Origin of the sequence: Bacillus sp. JCM 19034, from assembly GCF_001310635.1 — a bacterium.
Taxonomy (GTDB): domain Bacteria; phylum Bacillota; class Bacilli; order Bacillales; family Bacillaceae_D; genus Halalkalibacter.
Genome location: NZ_BAXR01000004.1, coordinates 60,175 through 73,630, shown reverse-complemented (window position 1 = coordinate 73,630; position 13,456 = coordinate 60,175). Strand labels below are relative to the sequence as shown.

Genomic DNA, 13,456 nt, shown 5'->3' with positions numbered 1-13,456 from the left:
TAATTAGGCTAGCATCCAGCGTAATGTAAGGAGTTTAGTTATTTTGTTATGTCAGTTTTAATCGTAATGAGCCCCTTTAGTTTACCGACCGACTTAATGTTGTATTCATAGCTATTTATTAGCAAAGAAGAAAGTTCCATCTATTGAAGAGCTTGTTAACCTTGTAAGGGAATTGGTGAAGTTGAAACTCTTTCTAAAATGGGATATTCGGTCTATTTTATTATTTTCGACAATCCTCTATAATTTTAGAGGTTGAAATGTAAAACATAGGAGGTATTGATTAAAAATGTTGAAAAAAGTCTTGATGGTTTTAGTATCTGTAATCGTCTTAGGGGTAGCTTCTGGGTGTTCAATTATCCATACGATTAATGGAAATGTTGGTTTAATGGAAGATTACTTAGAGGAAACAAACGTTATCACTGATAAATACGTCAATTTACATATTCAAACCAGTGATTATTATATGACAGCTACTGAAGAAGAGATTTTTCAGTATACTGAAGAAACGGTTATCCCTAGTTTAGAGCAATTAGTTGCTGATTCCGAACAATACGGTGAAAAAATTGATAATGAAAAATTACAAAAAGTTCATGAACTATACACTAAATCTCTTCAAATGGAACTAGATGCAGAGTATCAATGGTTAACAGATTTAGATCCAGAATCTCATATGAAGACCATTCGTGAAGCTAGTAGAGTAGATGAGGAATATAAAAAAGAGTTAGAAGATCTTGCAGGGCAATGGGGCATGGAAATTGAATGGGAGTACTATGATTTAGATTAAAGCATTTCTGTAACATTTATAAAACACCTTCGTTCTATGATGTGAGTAGAACGAAGGTGTTTGTTTTGTGCATAAAAAAAGCCTCCTTAGGTAAAATAAAGTGGAATATGGTCATTTAGGCAATATCACAGTAACGAAGGATTACGTTCATTACCTTAGTCACAATAATCCTCTATGCGGGAACTTCGGTACAAGTTTCTTGGACAAGTTCTGTCGAAAAGCTGTTCAAAGCAGAATGTGTTTGGTCAGAAGAGAAATGATTTGGAAAAGATGATGCTGCTACTCGGGAAGTATATATTCATGTAAACGAAGGAGTGGGAATTACTAGATTCCCTCATCTAATTTTGTGGTGACGAAAGTATATAAAAGAAGGACATTTCATATTAATCGCAAAAAGTTTTGACCGTTTTGGTCGAAAGTGTGATAGAATAGGTAATGAACTATAATTGTCGGGAGGAGTTTACGTAATGAACCCATTAATGAATGATAAAAAACTGGCATTAAAGCGTGATATTATCGCAGGTTTCACCTTATTTGTCATGTTAATTCCTCAAGGAATGGCTTATGCGATGCTTGCTGGCCTTCCGCCTGTTATGGGTTTATATGCCTCGACGGTCCCTTTATTTGTATACGCGTTATTAGGCTCCTCAAAGCATCTGTCAATTGGGCCAGTTGCGATTACATCATTACTCGTTTTTTCAGGGGTCTCGATTTATGCTGAGCCTGGATCTAACTCTTATATTACACTTGTTATTGTTTTAGCATTAATGGTTGGAGTACTACAGCTTGCGTTTGGACTTGCAAGATTAGGATTTATCGTGAAGTTCATTCCTTATTCTGTTTTAAATGGGTATACATCAGCTGCGGCTATAGTTATAGGAATTAGTCAATTGAATCATTTGCTAGGAATTGATACGGGGAATTATTTACAGATCCATTTATTACTTTTTGAAATATTTAGCAAAATTAATGAGATTCATCTACTTACAATCTCGATTGGCTTAGGGTGTATCATTTTACTTATTCTCATTAAAAGGATTGTACCAAAGCTGCCGAATGCTTTATTCGTTGTATGTCTCTCAACAGTTACGGTCGCCTTGTTTCATTTAGATGAGAAACATCTACAAGTAATCGGTGATGTCCCAAAAGGGTTACCAGGATTTTTGGTACCTGAAGTTACGATTGAGACAGTTATGATGTTAGTTCCAATGGCACTTACGATCTCTTTGTTAGGATTTATGGAATCATTATCGATTGGAAAGGCGATTGCTAAAAAAGAAAAGTATGAATTAAATCCGAATCGAGAGTTTACCGCATTAGGTCTATCTAATATCGTCGGTTCGTTCTTCTCGTCCTTTCCGGTTAATGGAAGCTTCTCAAGGTCAGCAGTGAACCATCAGGCTGGAGGTGCAACGCAATTAACTTCTGTTATTACCGGGATATTAGTGCTGATAACAGTAGCATTTTTTACATCAGCTTTTTACTACGTACCAAAAGCTGCCCTTGCAGCGATCATTATTGTCGCTGTCTATAAGCTAGTTGACATCAAAGAAGCGCAGCGCCTTTTTAAAGTTAAGCGATTTGAAGGCTGGATTTGGGTTACCACTTTTTTAACGACATTATTTATTGGAATTCAATGGGGGATTGTCGTTGGTGCCGTTTCTACTTTACTCCTCATCATTAGAAAAAGTGCAAGACCTGAAATCGTACAGCTTGGATTTGTCGAGAAAGAAAAAACGTTTCGGGATATTAGTCGTTATCAAGAAGCGATCACAGCTAAAAAAGTACTCATTTTTCGAATTGATTCGAGTTTGCATTTTGCTAACATTGCTTTTTTGGAGGAAAAACTAAAAAGCATAAGTGGATTAAATGAAGCTGATTGGTTAATCATTGATATGAGTGGAGTTAATGATATTGATTTTGTCTCAATTCAACGCTTAGAAGAGATCATTGGAGTTTTTAAGAAAAATGGAGTGACATTACTATTTTCAAATATGAAAGGCTCCATACGTGACACAGTAGAAAAAATGAATTGGTCAGAAAAATACCCAGAGCAGCATAATCATTTAACACTAGAGCAGCTCTTAAGTGAAAAAGGATTACGTTCATATTTTGACACTACTTTTAACTATATTAGTAGTTCAAAAGAGTGGGTACAGGATTATTATATTTAGGCTGAAGCTTCGATTTTGCACTGTGCAGAATTGGGGCTTTTTTGATGTATTTCGAAAATGTAGATGTGTTAGGTGTACGTACTTAAATTGCTGTGTTTATGAAGCAATTCAAATGTGGAGAAAAGTGAATATCTTATCATATTATGTTGATTGGTTCACTGTGATATACTATATTATAGTAGCTTTTGGAAATGGGGGGAGATCCATTGCTTAGGGACTTTTTACTTGATTACTCTAAGAAAAATGCTAATAAAAAAGCATTATATGAACTTATTCATCTTAAGGGGTTAGTTTCAAAAAGCGAATTATTAAAGGCGTTCGCTGTACCGAAAACAACTTTAACAAGAATGATTCATGAATTGGAAAAAAACGGATGGATCCAAACTGGTGGAATAGGTCCATCTAATGGTGGAAGGCCACCTGTCTTTACAAAGTCAATCCTCAATCAGGTTATTTAATTGGTATTGAAATTGCTAGAAGTATCCAAGTATTATTAATGGATTTGCATTTTACCGTAATCGAAAAGCATGTCTTCCCTGTTACGAAGGAAATGACACCAAATAGAGTGATTTCACAAGTGATTGAACGTGTTTGGCATATGATGAAAGGTCATCAATTAAAGGAAGCTGACCTAATCGGAATCGGAGTAGGAGCAATCGGACCACTTGATCGAAAAAAAGGGTGTATGATCCATCCAGAGTCATTTAGAACATTCGGCTGGGAGGAAGTGCCGGTTGTTGAGCCATTGCAAAGAGTATTTAATGTTCCGATAGTATTAAATAATGGAGCTAATACGGCTGCAATTGCTGAATATCGCATTCAAGACTATACAAATCAGAACTTACTGTATTGCATAAGTGGCTATGGTATACGCTGTGGGATTATTCAGTCAGGGACTCCGCTTAATAGTAAGAAAGGTGATGCGAGTTCTTATGGACATATGATTGTCCTACCAGGTGGTCGTACGTGTACATGTGGAAGAAAAGGCTGTTTAAATGCTTATAGCTCATATGGGGCTATGTTTGAGCAAATCGAGCAAATTGATTCGACATTGGTCTTCACGTCATCAGAAGAAATGATCGACGCGTTGAATAATAGTGATCCAGCTGTTGTATCCGTTGTCAATGAAGCTGCATATTTTCAAGGTTTGGCGATAGCAAATATGGTGAATATTCTTCACCCAGATGTTGTTCTACTTCAAGGAAATATTATTGAAAAAAGCGATTCATACGTGAAGAAAGTGATTGAGGTTGCAAAGGAACATATCTATTCTAATCACTTAAAAAGTCTATATATTGGAAAGGGACAATTAGGTAGGGAAGCCGTTGCCATAGGGGCAGCGATCGAATTGTTTCAGCATTTTTTGAGAAGGTGTAAAAGGGAATAGCTGTGCTCTTTCCTAAGGATCATAGAATACGTTGCTCCGTTGTCATGCATGATTAATTCAAGCCAAAACGGAGCAATAGCTTCGCTCGTTCAGTATTAAAATGAAATCGAATTAAGTAAGATAAAAATAAATCGATAAATTCCCCCCTTGGTAACTCTTCACCAACAGCCACTGTAGCATCAGGCGTATTTAAATTAATATCCTTCAATGTTGCAAGTTCTTTCATGTTAAAAATCCATACAAGTTTATAGCAATAAGCTGTAACTGTAAAACGATTCAACACGTAGTAAGCTGTATTGCTTCAACATTAATAGCATTTTAAACTTATCACCATAATCCGTCTATTGTTCATGTTTTAGTTTAAAAATACTAAAAACATTAAATTTCTACCAAAAATGTACCTGTTTCCGATTTATAATGAATCTAGATAGCGATTTCATTTTCATTTTGGGAGGAAAATTTGATGACAGATAAAGTAAAGGATCTTGTAAGTCAGATGACATTAGAAGAAAAAGCTGGGCTTTGTTCTGGTCTCGATTTTTGGCATTTAAAAGGAGTTGAACGATTAGAAATTCCGTCGATAATGGTAACAGATGGACTCATGGATTACGGAAACAAAGAGAAGGAGCTGATCATTTAGGTCTATTTGATAGTGTGCCGGCAACTTGTTTTCCATCTGCTGCTGGAATGGCAAGTTCATGGGATCGAAGCTTAATTGAACGTGTCGGTATTGCTCTAGGTGAGGAGTGTCAAGCTGAGGATGTAGCGGTACTATTAGGTCCAGGAGCAAACATTAAACGATCCCCGCTTTGTGGACGGAACTTCGAATATTTTTCAGAGGACCCTTACCTTTCTTCGGAAATGGCAGCAAATCATATTAAAGGTGTACAAAGCCAAGGAATAGGGACGTCACTAAAACACTTTGCGGCTAATAACCAAGAGCATCGTCGAATGTCGACAGATGCGATTATCGATGAAAGAACGTTGCGTGAAATTTATTTGGCGAGTTTGAAGGAGCTGTTAAACAGTCACAGCCATGGACGGTCATGTGTGCCTATAATAAAGTGAACGGTGAGTTTGCCTCTGAAAACAAAACATTATTAAATGACATTTTGAAAGATGAATGGGGCTTTGACGGTTTTGTCGTTTCAGATTGGGGAGCCGTAAATGAACGCGATGAGGCAGTGAAAAATGGGCTTGAGCTTGAAATGCCAGCAAGTTATGGAATTGGTGAAGAGAAGGTAATTAAGGCTGTTAAGGAAGGCAAATTAACGGAAGAGAAATTAGATAAGGCAGTCGAACGGATTGTACGTATCATCCTAAAATCGGTTGAGGAGAAAAAGGTAGATGCTACATATGACCAAAAGGAGCATCACCAACTTGCAAGAGTAGCTGCAAGAGAAGTATGGTACTGTTGAAGAACGAAAATAATATTCTGCCATTAGCGAAGGAAGGTAAGATTGCTGTTATTGGTGAATTTGCAAAGGCACCTCGCTATCAAGGGGGAGGAAGCTCCCACGTGAATCCAACGAAGCTTGAGGATATCGTGGAAGAAGTGAAAAAGTCAGCTGGTCAACATGCTACTGTTTCATATGCCCAAGGGTATCATCGTGATCAAGATACAATTGATGAACAGCTAATAGAAGAAGCGAAGCGTCTTGCAGCTGATTCAGATAAAGTTATTTTATTTGTCGGCTTACCCGATCGTTATGAGTCAGAAGGATATGACCGTCAGCATTTGCACATTCCAGAAAATCATCAGCGGTTAATTGAAGAAGTAGCAACAGTGAATGAAAATATCATTGCTGTATTAAGTAACGGTGCACCTATTGAGATGCCATGGCTAGGTAACGTAAAAGGATTGCTTGAAGCATACCTTGGCGGTCAAGCACTTGGTGGAGCAATAGCCGATTTATTATTTGGAGATGCGAACCCGTGCGGAAAGCTAGCAGAAACGTTTCCAGAAAAATTAAGCGACAATCCTTCTTATTTATATTTCCCTGGTGACGGTGATCGTGTGGAATATCGCGAAGGTATATTTGTCGGTTATCGTTATTACGATACAAAAGGTGTAAAGCCTCTCTTCCCATTTGGTTATGGCTTAAGCTATACAACGTTCGAATATCTTGATTTACGTGTAAGTAAGAGCAAGTTTACTGATAACGAATCTGTTACATGTACTGTTCAAGTAAAAAATACGGGGTCTGTAGCTGGTAAAGAAATTGTTCAGTTATATGTGAAGGATAATGAAAGCCAAGTTAGTCGCCCAGAAAAAGAATTAAAGGCTTTGCCAAAGTAGAATTGCAACCAGGTGAAGAAAAGTCGGTAACATTCACGTTGGATAAACGCTCATTTGCTTATTACGATGAGGAATTAGCAGATTGGTATGTAGAAAGTGGAGAATTCACCATTTTAGTCGGTAAGAGCTCGAGTGAGATTGAACTTTCAAAGACTATTTATGTGAAATCAACGGTTGAACGTCCTTTCCACGTTCACAGAAATACTACGATAGGTGATATACTTTCAAATCCAAAGGTGGCCCCAGTTGCACAAAAGCTTTTGGCTGAAGCACAAAAAGATAGCCCATTTGGGAATGCATCATCTGGTGATGATGAGGATGCCGGGGAAATGATCGCGGCAATGATGAAGTATATGCCAATAAGAGCATTATCAAACTTCAGTAATGGCCAACTTACTGAAGAAAAGCTTCAAGAGATGATTCGACAATTAAATGCAGTGGCTCAAAACGGTTAGCGTTAAATTTAGGATGTTCGTACAGAGATGATGTGCGAGCATCTTTATTTTACTTTGAAAATACGAAATAGAACATTATGGTATGATAAGGTCAATTGATTTAAATAAGTTTCGCTAAAAATGTTCTAATGCTTCCATGGAGAAGGTGAATTTCTAATGAGTCCTAAAATGTGGCTTGTACGTTTGAAAACCCTTTATTTATATATCAATAGTCGCCTTTATTACAAACTACTTATTGCAATGATGATCTTAGTTACGTTACCAATTATTATCGTGACTACTTGGACTACGTATTATTCAACGAAAAATACGGTCGATGAAATATTTACGACGAATACGTCTGGTGTGCAGCAAGCTAGTTCAATTATTGCGGAGAAATTTGATTCGATTGATCGGGTAATGCAATCACTTTTAATGGACGGGAATTTCATTACTCAATTTAAAGAGCTATTACACGAGGATTCATATAGAAGGCATGGAGCAAAATTATTGATAGAAAGTACGCTTTACTCCCTTCATTATACGAATAGAGAGCGTATTAGAACAATTACATTGTTTGTTGATGAAGTTCCACAAACAATTAGTATCGGTCATCAAGAAAGATCGTTACTTACATGGCCTTCTATTGAGCCAACATCATATTATCAATTTATGAATCATTATCAGAATCAAACATTTTCTTTTATGAGAAGTATTAATCAGTTTGAAACGAGAGAGAGCATTGGTAGTTTGATCATCGAAGTTGAATGGGACATTATTCAGGATAATATGGATATGTTGAAAACAGAAGAGGAAAGTACCGTTTTTCTAATGAGTAATGATGGGGATCTATTACATCATCCTTATCGAGACCAACCTATTGACAGACAATTATTTCACGAGATTCACCAAGCTATAGAGCGATTAGATAGAGATAGTTCATACTTAACATTTGACGATGTATACGTTTTTTTGATGAAATTGATAATGGAAATATGTATCTTATCAAGGTGTTTCCGAAATCTATTGTAGTCGCTAGTTCGATGAAAATTGTACGTATAGGATTATTTGTAGCATTTATTACGATGATTTTCGTTTTAGTATTTGCTTTGATCTTTTCAAGTAACATAGCAAAGCCAATTCAAAAACTTGCGAATGATATGGAGCAGGTTGAGAAGGAAAACTTTCAAACTGCCAAAAGCTTGTCAAATCGAACCGATGAGGTAGGGAAATTGGAGAAAAGTTATTCTTATATGATCAATCGTATTAAGCAGTTAATTGACCAGGAATATAAGAGTGAAATTGAAAAGAAGGATGCACAATTAATTGCACTACAAACAAAGGTGAACCCTCATTTTCTCTATAATACGTTACAACTGATTGGAGATAGGGCATTTGCGAATAAAGGTGAACAAGTATATGAAATTATCCAAGCACTAAGTCGCATGTTTCGTTATGTCGTGAAACAACAAAAAAAGTTAGTGAGCTTATCAGAGGAAGTGAATTATTTACAACATTATTTAGCGATTCAAAAGAAACGGTTTGTTGATAAGCTAACTGTAGAATTGTATGTGGATGAGGAGGCAGAGAATGCTCGGTTACCTGTACTAACATTACAGCCCATTGTGGAAAATGCTTTTGTCCATGGCTTTGCATCTAGTATTGATCATTGGGTGTTGGATATAAGCATCCAAGTCGTTTTTGATGAGGTTGAGATAATGATTACTGATAATGGTAAAGGATTAAATGAAGAAGAACTACAGGGTTTAAAAAAACGGTTACAAAGTAATCAAAGCCCATTAGAGGACCAAGACAGTATTGGTGTTACAAATGTAGATTCTAGGATTAAGTTACTATTCGGAAAAGAGTATGGTGTAGAAATTGATAGTTCAGAAGATATCGGAACGTCTATAACGATACGGATTCCGAAATAATTATTAGGAGGGGTTAGAATGTTACGCGTACTACTTGTTGATGATGAGAGATCAGCTATACAAATGATAAAGAGGTTAGGTCGTTGGGATGAATTAGGTTTGCAAGTAGTAGGAGAGGCATCAAACGGTCAAGAAGCTGTTAATTTTATACAAAAGGAACAACCAGATATAGTGATAACCGATATGAATATGCCTGGTGTGGATGGTGTACAACTATTACGTTTTCTGCATGAAAAACATCCTCATGTTGCTTCAGTAGTATTAAGTGGTTATGATCAATTTTCTTATTTGCAGGAAGCGATTCGTTCAAATGTTGTCGAATATTTACTGAAGCCTGTTGACCCAGATGATTTACATGCTGCATTGGGACGCTGCATACAACGTTTAGACGAGGAACGAATAAAGAAAATTGATCATGTACAATTAATAAATATTCAATTACTGCCATTATTGAATCAATTTAAAGTGAGAATTCATCATTCCTTTCAGGAACGTGACCAATATGAGTTAATTCGGAGTTTTAATCAGTTATGTAAGGAAATAAACAAGACGTGTAAGCCCATTGATTCAAGTACTAAATTAAAGCTTTACAACGAATTTTTGTTCATTGCCGAGGATCAAATTTATCGAAATAATTTAAATGTAAGTCAAGTTGTGCATGATAAGCTTTCGATGTTCAATCCGCAAATGTCGTTAGAAGATTTGTTTAATGAGTTCATAAAAGTATATCAACATTTATTTGAGAATAATCAAAAGATAAAAGGATTGACGGGGAAATTTAAGCTTGATGAAGTGAAGGAATATATTGATGTTAATTATAGTCACGCCGCGTGTTCACTTGGACAACTTTCACAACAATTTTATGTGAGTAAGGAATATTTAAGCAAAGCATTTAAAAAGGAGTTTGGTATTAATGTTACTGAGTATATTATGCAATTACGGATGGAAAAAGCAAAACAACTAATTGTTGATGAGAAGGTTAAGATCAAAAATGTCGCAGAAATGGTTGGCTATGAGGATATATCTTATTTTTACCGTGTATTTAAGAAGTATCATGGAATAACACCTGGACAAATGTAACGTTTATGACTCTATCCTAGAGTCTATGAATCAAGTTAATTGGTTCAAGCACACATTACTGAAAAAAAAGGATAAGTACCTTAAATGTAAGCGGTTTAAAAAAGTGCAATAAAGAATATTAAGATTCTCTAATTTCATAATAACAGACTCATTTTATAATGAAAGCGTATTCAAAAAACAAAAGGGGGTTTCTTAATGAAAAAGCTATTATTACTGGTTAGTATATTAATGATGCTCATGCTAGTTGCTTGTGGTGGTAATGACACAGATTCAGCTGGAGAATCAACAGAATCGAAAGAAAACGAGCTACAAGAAGGTGATTCTGTAGAACTACGAGTTTTTATTCCACAGCCTCGTTTTAGAGAGCAATATGAAAATTATTTTAATCAGTTCTCTGAGAAATATTTTGAAGAAACAGGGATAGAAGTTACGTACCAACTAGAGTTTCCAGCAGCAGATCAGGCGACACAAATTTTGCAAACACGTTTAGCGACAAGTGATAGTCCTGATATTTTTGCTGTACATGCGGTGAATGAAATTCCTGTTTATAATCGTGCAGGTTATTTAGAAGACTTATCCGATCAACCGTTTGTTGACAACCTTCTAGATTCAACACGAGAGGCTGTAACTCATAATGATCAAGTTGTAGCTGTTCCGTTAGAAACACTTTCATGGGGCTATTTATACAATATCGATATTTTTGAAGAACTTAATATTGACTTACCAGAAACACTGTCTGAAATGGAAGAAGTGATTCAAATTCTAGAAGAGAATGAAATAACTCCTTTTATAGCTTCTTATAATGAGGCATGGATTCCGCAGCTCTTTTTACCGCTTATTACCGGGGCGTTAATGGAAAGCGATAATCAGGATTTTATGGAGCGAATGAATAATGATGAAGGGTCGTTTGCTGAGTTTGAAGGATTTTTTGAAGTCATCGATCTAGTTGCTGCACATACAACATCACGTGGATTTGAAATTGATGGTGACCAAGGTAGTGCAATGTTTGCTAACGGTGAAGCTGCAATGTGGGTGCAAGGACCTTGGTTTGCAGAATCGATTCTTTCGGCAAATGATTCATTCAACTTCGGGGTAGCGCCATTACCAATTAATGATAATCCCGACGCAACGATGATCAATACGTCAACAACGACGTCATTGGCTGTATCAAGTTTAAGTGAAAATAAAAAAGTTGCTAAGGATTTGCTTAATTATATATTAGATGAGGAAGATTCATCACAATTGTTTCAAGATTTAATGTTTAATCAAGTTGCACATTCACATGATTTTGATCCATTCCCTTGGCTAATTGAAGCTAATGAATATATTGTAGAAGGTCGTGCATATCAGGATCCGTCTATTCCACAAGCGGTTAAGACCGAAGCGGAAAGTGCACTGCAAAGCTATTTAGCTGGTAGTTTAGATCAAGAAGGAGTAATCCAAGCTCTTGATCGTGCTTGGCAGCAGGCCAATCAAATTAATACTGACTAAATGTTTCATATGACTCTTGAGAGTGAAATACTCTCTTGAGTCATCTCCTTTCATTAATAGTAAAGAGGTGGGGAAAATGGCTCAATTAAATAGTGGAGCAAATCAGTTAAGTGAATCGAGGTTTAGAGATAGATGGATGAGTATAGTGAAAGGGAAGAATAAAGGTACTTTATCGCTTTTATTATTTTTAACACCTGCACTGCTATTTTACATTGCCTTTTTACTTATACCAGCAATAGGTGGGGCCTACTACAGTTTAACTGATTGGAACGGTCTATCAAGAAGCTCAAATTTTGTTGGTATAAGTAATTATGTAGAAGCTCTTCGTAATGATCCTGATTTTTTGAATTCATTATGGTTCACGTTAAAATTAACGGTCGTTATATTAATCGTTCAAAATGTGGTTGCGCTTTTCCTAGCTGTTATGATTGAATCGAGGTCGCGAGGCAAAGGGTTATTCCGTACAGTCTTTTTCATGCCTAATATGGTGAGCTTAGTAGTTAGTGCATTTATGTGGTACTTCATATTCGTGACCGTTCTACCGCAATTGTCTGAGTGGGCTATTCTTACTTTCCTCAATCAGGAATGGCTCGGTAATCCTCAAACTGCCTTTTATTCAATTTTAATTGTGACATTATGGCGTGGAATTGGATATATGATGATTATTTATATTGCAGCATTACAAGGAGTTCCCAAACATTTAAAAGAAGCCGCAGTTATTGATGGGGCAACATCGTTTCAAAACTTCAGACATGTTACTTTACCGATGATAATGCACGCCATTACGATTTGTTTATTCTTAACATTGAATGAAGCATTCCGAATTTTTGATGTTGTTTTTGCTTTAACAGGTGGTGGTCCAGGTAGGAGTACACAAGTTATCGCATTAAATATATACCATGAAGCCTTTTCTGGAAACTACAGATTTGGTTATGCAAGTGCAAAAGCGATGATATTATTCTTTATTGTGTTAGTTATAACCGTCATTCAAGTATCAGTTATGAAGAGGAGGGAAATTGAGTCATGAGAACAAATAAAGTGGCTGCTTCAATAAATACAATTATATTAATATTGTTTGGTGCTTTGACATTATTTCCTATTTATTTGGCGGTTGTCAACTCATTTAAAACACAAAGTGAAATTTTTGACAATGTAATGGCATTACCAACTTCTCTAAATTTTGACAACTATATTGGGGCAATCCAGCAGGTTAATTTCTTTAGTAGTATGTGGAATACCGTTATTGTGACAACGGTAGGACTTATAGGGATTATTGTATGCGGTTCGTTAGCTGGATATAAGCTAGCACGAACAAAAAGTAAGCTAAGCTCCCTGTTTTTTCTTGTATTTATTGCGTCAATGCTTATTCCGTTTCACTCCATTATGATTACTTTAACACAAGTAGCAAAAGGGATTGGCGTGCAAGGCACACCGTTTGGATTGGGATTAGTTTATATAGGTTTAGGTGTTAATATGGCGATTTTTTTATGTCATGGCTTTACAAAAACGATTCCGAAAGAGCTAGAGGAATCAGCAAAAATAGATGGAGCAAATGAACTGCAAATCTTCATGAAAATCATTTTTCCAATGCTAACACCGATTCTTGTAACAATAGCAATTTTAAATATTTTATGGTTATGGAATGATTTCTTATTACCTTTGTTAATGCTAACCAACGTTAATAATTACACATTAATTCTAGCAATCAACATGCTTTTTGGTGAATATAACAATGATTGGCCGCAGATTTTAGCGGCATTAGTTATTACAGCATTACCGTTAGTTGTTTTCTATTTAGTGTTCCAACGTTTTATTTTACACGGAATTGCAGAAGGTGCTGTTAAAGGCTAATTATTTATATAGGAGGGGTAAT

The 13,456-nt window shown here is 36.1% G+C and carries 14 protein-coding genes and 1 pseudogene; 14 read left to right on the top strand and 1 reads right to left on the bottom strand.

What is annotated here, in order from left to right; all coding sequences use genetic code 11:
- The first annotated feature begins 286 nt into the window (after nucleotides 1-286).
- From JCM19034_RS08595 to JCM19034_RS08580, 4 genes are all read left to right on the top strand, one after another.
- Nucleotides 287-784: a hypothetical protein gene (locus tag JCM19034_RS08595; protein ID WP_062048910.1), complete on the top strand. Its 498-nt coding sequence runs from the start codon at nucleotides 287-289 to the stop codon at nucleotides 782-784.
- A gap of 467 nt (nucleotides 785-1,251) precedes the next feature.
- Nucleotides 1,252-2,958: a SulP family inorganic anion transporter gene (locus tag JCM19034_RS08590; RefSeq protein WP_082393894.1), complete on the top strand. Its 1,707-nt coding sequence runs from the start codon at nucleotides 1,252-1,254 to the stop codon at nucleotides 2,956-2,958.
- 206 nt (nucleotides 2,959-3,164) lie between these two features.
- Nucleotides 3,165-3,416: a MarR family transcriptional regulator gene (locus JCM19034_RS08585; RefSeq protein WP_062048909.1), complete on the top strand. Its 252-nt coding sequence runs from the start codon at nucleotides 3,165-3,167 to the stop codon at nucleotides 3,414-3,416.
- On the top strand, nucleotides 3,416-4,345 hold the full coding sequence (locus tag JCM19034_RS08580) for an ROK family protein (protein WP_370621870.1): 930 nt from the start codon (nucleotides 3,416-3,418) through the stop codon (nucleotides 4,343-4,345). Before JCM19034_RS08585 ends, JCM19034_RS08580 begins: the two co-directional genes overlap by 1 nt.
- Before the next feature lie 52 nt (nucleotides 4,346-4,397).
- On the opposite strand, the gene JCM19034_RS21700 is transcribed toward JCM19034_RS08580, so the two are convergent.
- Complete coding sequence (locus JCM19034_RS21700; protein WP_156323925.1) at nucleotides 4,398-4,571, bottom strand: hypothetical protein; 174 nt, start codon at nucleotides 4,569-4,571, stop codon at nucleotides 4,398-4,400.
- Nucleotides 4,572-4,808: 237 nt separating this feature from the next.
- Here JCM19034_RS21700 and JCM19034_RS24780 point away from each other — a divergent pair, with 237 nt between their 5' ends.
- From JCM19034_RS24780 to JCM19034_RS08545, 10 genes and pseudogenes are all read left to right on the top strand, one after another.
- The gene (locus tag JCM19034_RS24780; protein WP_370621862.1) at nucleotides 4,809-4,985 is read left to right on the top strand and encodes a hypothetical protein; all 177 of its coding nucleotides are present in this window, start codon (nucleotides 4,809-4,811) and stop codon (nucleotides 4,983-4,985) included.
- A 47-nt stretch (nucleotides 4,986-5,032) separates the two neighbouring features.
- Nucleotides 5,033-5,763 (top strand): annotated as a pseudogene (locus JCM19034_RS24775) (glycoside hydrolase family 3 N-terminal domain-containing protein).
- Nucleotides 5,760-6,644: a glycoside hydrolase family 3 C-terminal domain-containing protein gene (locus tag JCM19034_RS24770; protein WP_370621861.1), complete on the top strand. Its 885-nt coding sequence runs from the start codon at nucleotides 5,760-5,762 to the stop codon at nucleotides 6,642-6,644. Before JCM19034_RS24775 ends, JCM19034_RS24770 begins: the two are co-directional and overlap by 4 nt.
- Nucleotides 6,645-6,646: 2 nt before the next feature.
- On the top strand, nucleotides 6,647-7,099 hold the full coding sequence (locus JCM19034_RS24765; RefSeq protein WP_370621860.1) for a fibronectin type III-like domain-contianing protein: 453 nt from the start codon (nucleotides 6,647-6,649) through the stop codon (nucleotides 7,097-7,099).
- A 156-nt stretch (nucleotides 7,100-7,255) separates the two neighbouring features.
- On the top strand, nucleotides 7,256-8,110 hold the full coding sequence (locus tag JCM19034_RS08570; RefSeq protein ID WP_062048905.1) for a cache domain-containing protein: 855 nt from the start codon (nucleotides 7,256-7,258) through the stop codon (nucleotides 8,108-8,110).
- 11 nt (nucleotides 8,111-8,121) lie between these two features.
- Nucleotides 8,122-9,012, top strand: coding sequence for a sensor histidine kinase (locus JCM19034_RS08565; RefSeq protein WP_062048903.1), 891 nt, complete (start codon nucleotides 8,122-8,124; stop codon nucleotides 9,010-9,012).
- Nucleotides 9,013-9,030: 18 nt separating this feature from the next.
- Nucleotides 9,031-10,092: a response regulator gene (locus tag JCM19034_RS08560; RefSeq protein ID WP_062048901.1), complete on the top strand. Its 1,062-nt coding sequence runs from the start codon at nucleotides 9,031-9,033 to the stop codon at nucleotides 10,090-10,092.
- A 195-nt stretch (nucleotides 10,093-10,287) separates the two neighbouring features.
- Nucleotides 10,288-11,583 (top strand): ABC transporter substrate-binding protein, encoded by a 1,296-nt coding sequence (locus tag JCM19034_RS08555; RefSeq protein WP_062048899.1) that lies wholly within the window; start codon nucleotides 10,288-10,290, stop codon nucleotides 11,581-11,583.
- 136 nt (nucleotides 11,584-11,719) lie between these two features.
- On the top strand, nucleotides 11,720-12,610 hold the full coding sequence (locus tag JCM19034_RS08550; RefSeq protein ID WP_062049269.1) for a carbohydrate ABC transporter permease: 891 nt from the start codon (nucleotides 11,720-11,722) through the stop codon (nucleotides 12,608-12,610).
- Nucleotides 12,607-13,434, top strand: a complete 828-nt coding sequence (locus JCM19034_RS08545; RefSeq protein ID WP_062048896.1) for a carbohydrate ABC transporter permease — start codon at nucleotides 12,607-12,609, stop codon at nucleotides 13,432-13,434. Before JCM19034_RS08550 ends, JCM19034_RS08545 begins: the two co-directional genes overlap by 4 nt.
- Nucleotides 13,435-13,456 lie beyond the last annotated feature (22 nt).

What these genes read in the sequence shown, in the direction of transcription:
- JCM19034_RS08595 (WP_062048910.1), top strand. Translation starts at nt 287, where the DNA reads ATGTTGAAAAAAGTCTTGATGGTTTTAGTATCTGTAATCGTCTTAGGG.
- JCM19034_RS08590 (WP_082393894.1), top strand. Translation starts at nt 1,252, where the DNA reads ATGAACCCATTAATGAATGATAAAAAACTGGCATTAAAGCGTGATATT.
- JCM19034_RS21700 (WP_156323925.1), bottom strand. Translation starts at nt 4,571, where the DNA reads ATGAAAGAACTTGCAACATTGAAGGATATTAATTTAAATACGCCTGAT.
- JCM19034_RS24780 (WP_370621862.1), top strand. Translation starts at nt 4,809, where the DNA reads ATGACAGATAAAGTAAAGGATCTTGTAAGTCAGATGACATTAGAAGAA.
- JCM19034_RS08570 (WP_062048905.1), top strand. Translation starts at nt 7,256, where the DNA reads ATGAGTCCTAAAATGTGGCTTGTACGTTTGAAAACCCTTTATTTATAT.
- JCM19034_RS08565 (WP_062048903.1), top strand. Translation starts at nt 8,122, where the DNA reads ATGAAAATTGTACGTATAGGATTATTTGTAGCATTTATTACGATGATT.
- JCM19034_RS08560 (WP_062048901.1), top strand. Translation starts at nt 9,031, where the DNA reads ATGTTACGCGTACTACTTGTTGATGATGAGAGATCAGCTATACAAATG.
- JCM19034_RS08555 (WP_062048899.1), top strand. Translation starts at nt 10,288, where the DNA reads ATGAAAAAGCTATTATTACTGGTTAGTATATTAATGATGCTCATGCTA.
- JCM19034_RS08550 (WP_062049269.1), top strand. Translation starts at nt 11,720, where the DNA reads ATGAGTATAGTGAAAGGGAAGAATAAAGGTACTTTATCGCTTTTATTA.
- JCM19034_RS08545 (WP_062048896.1), top strand. Translation starts at nt 12,607, where the DNA reads ATGAGAACAAATAAAGTGGCTGCTTCAATAAATACAATTATATTAATA.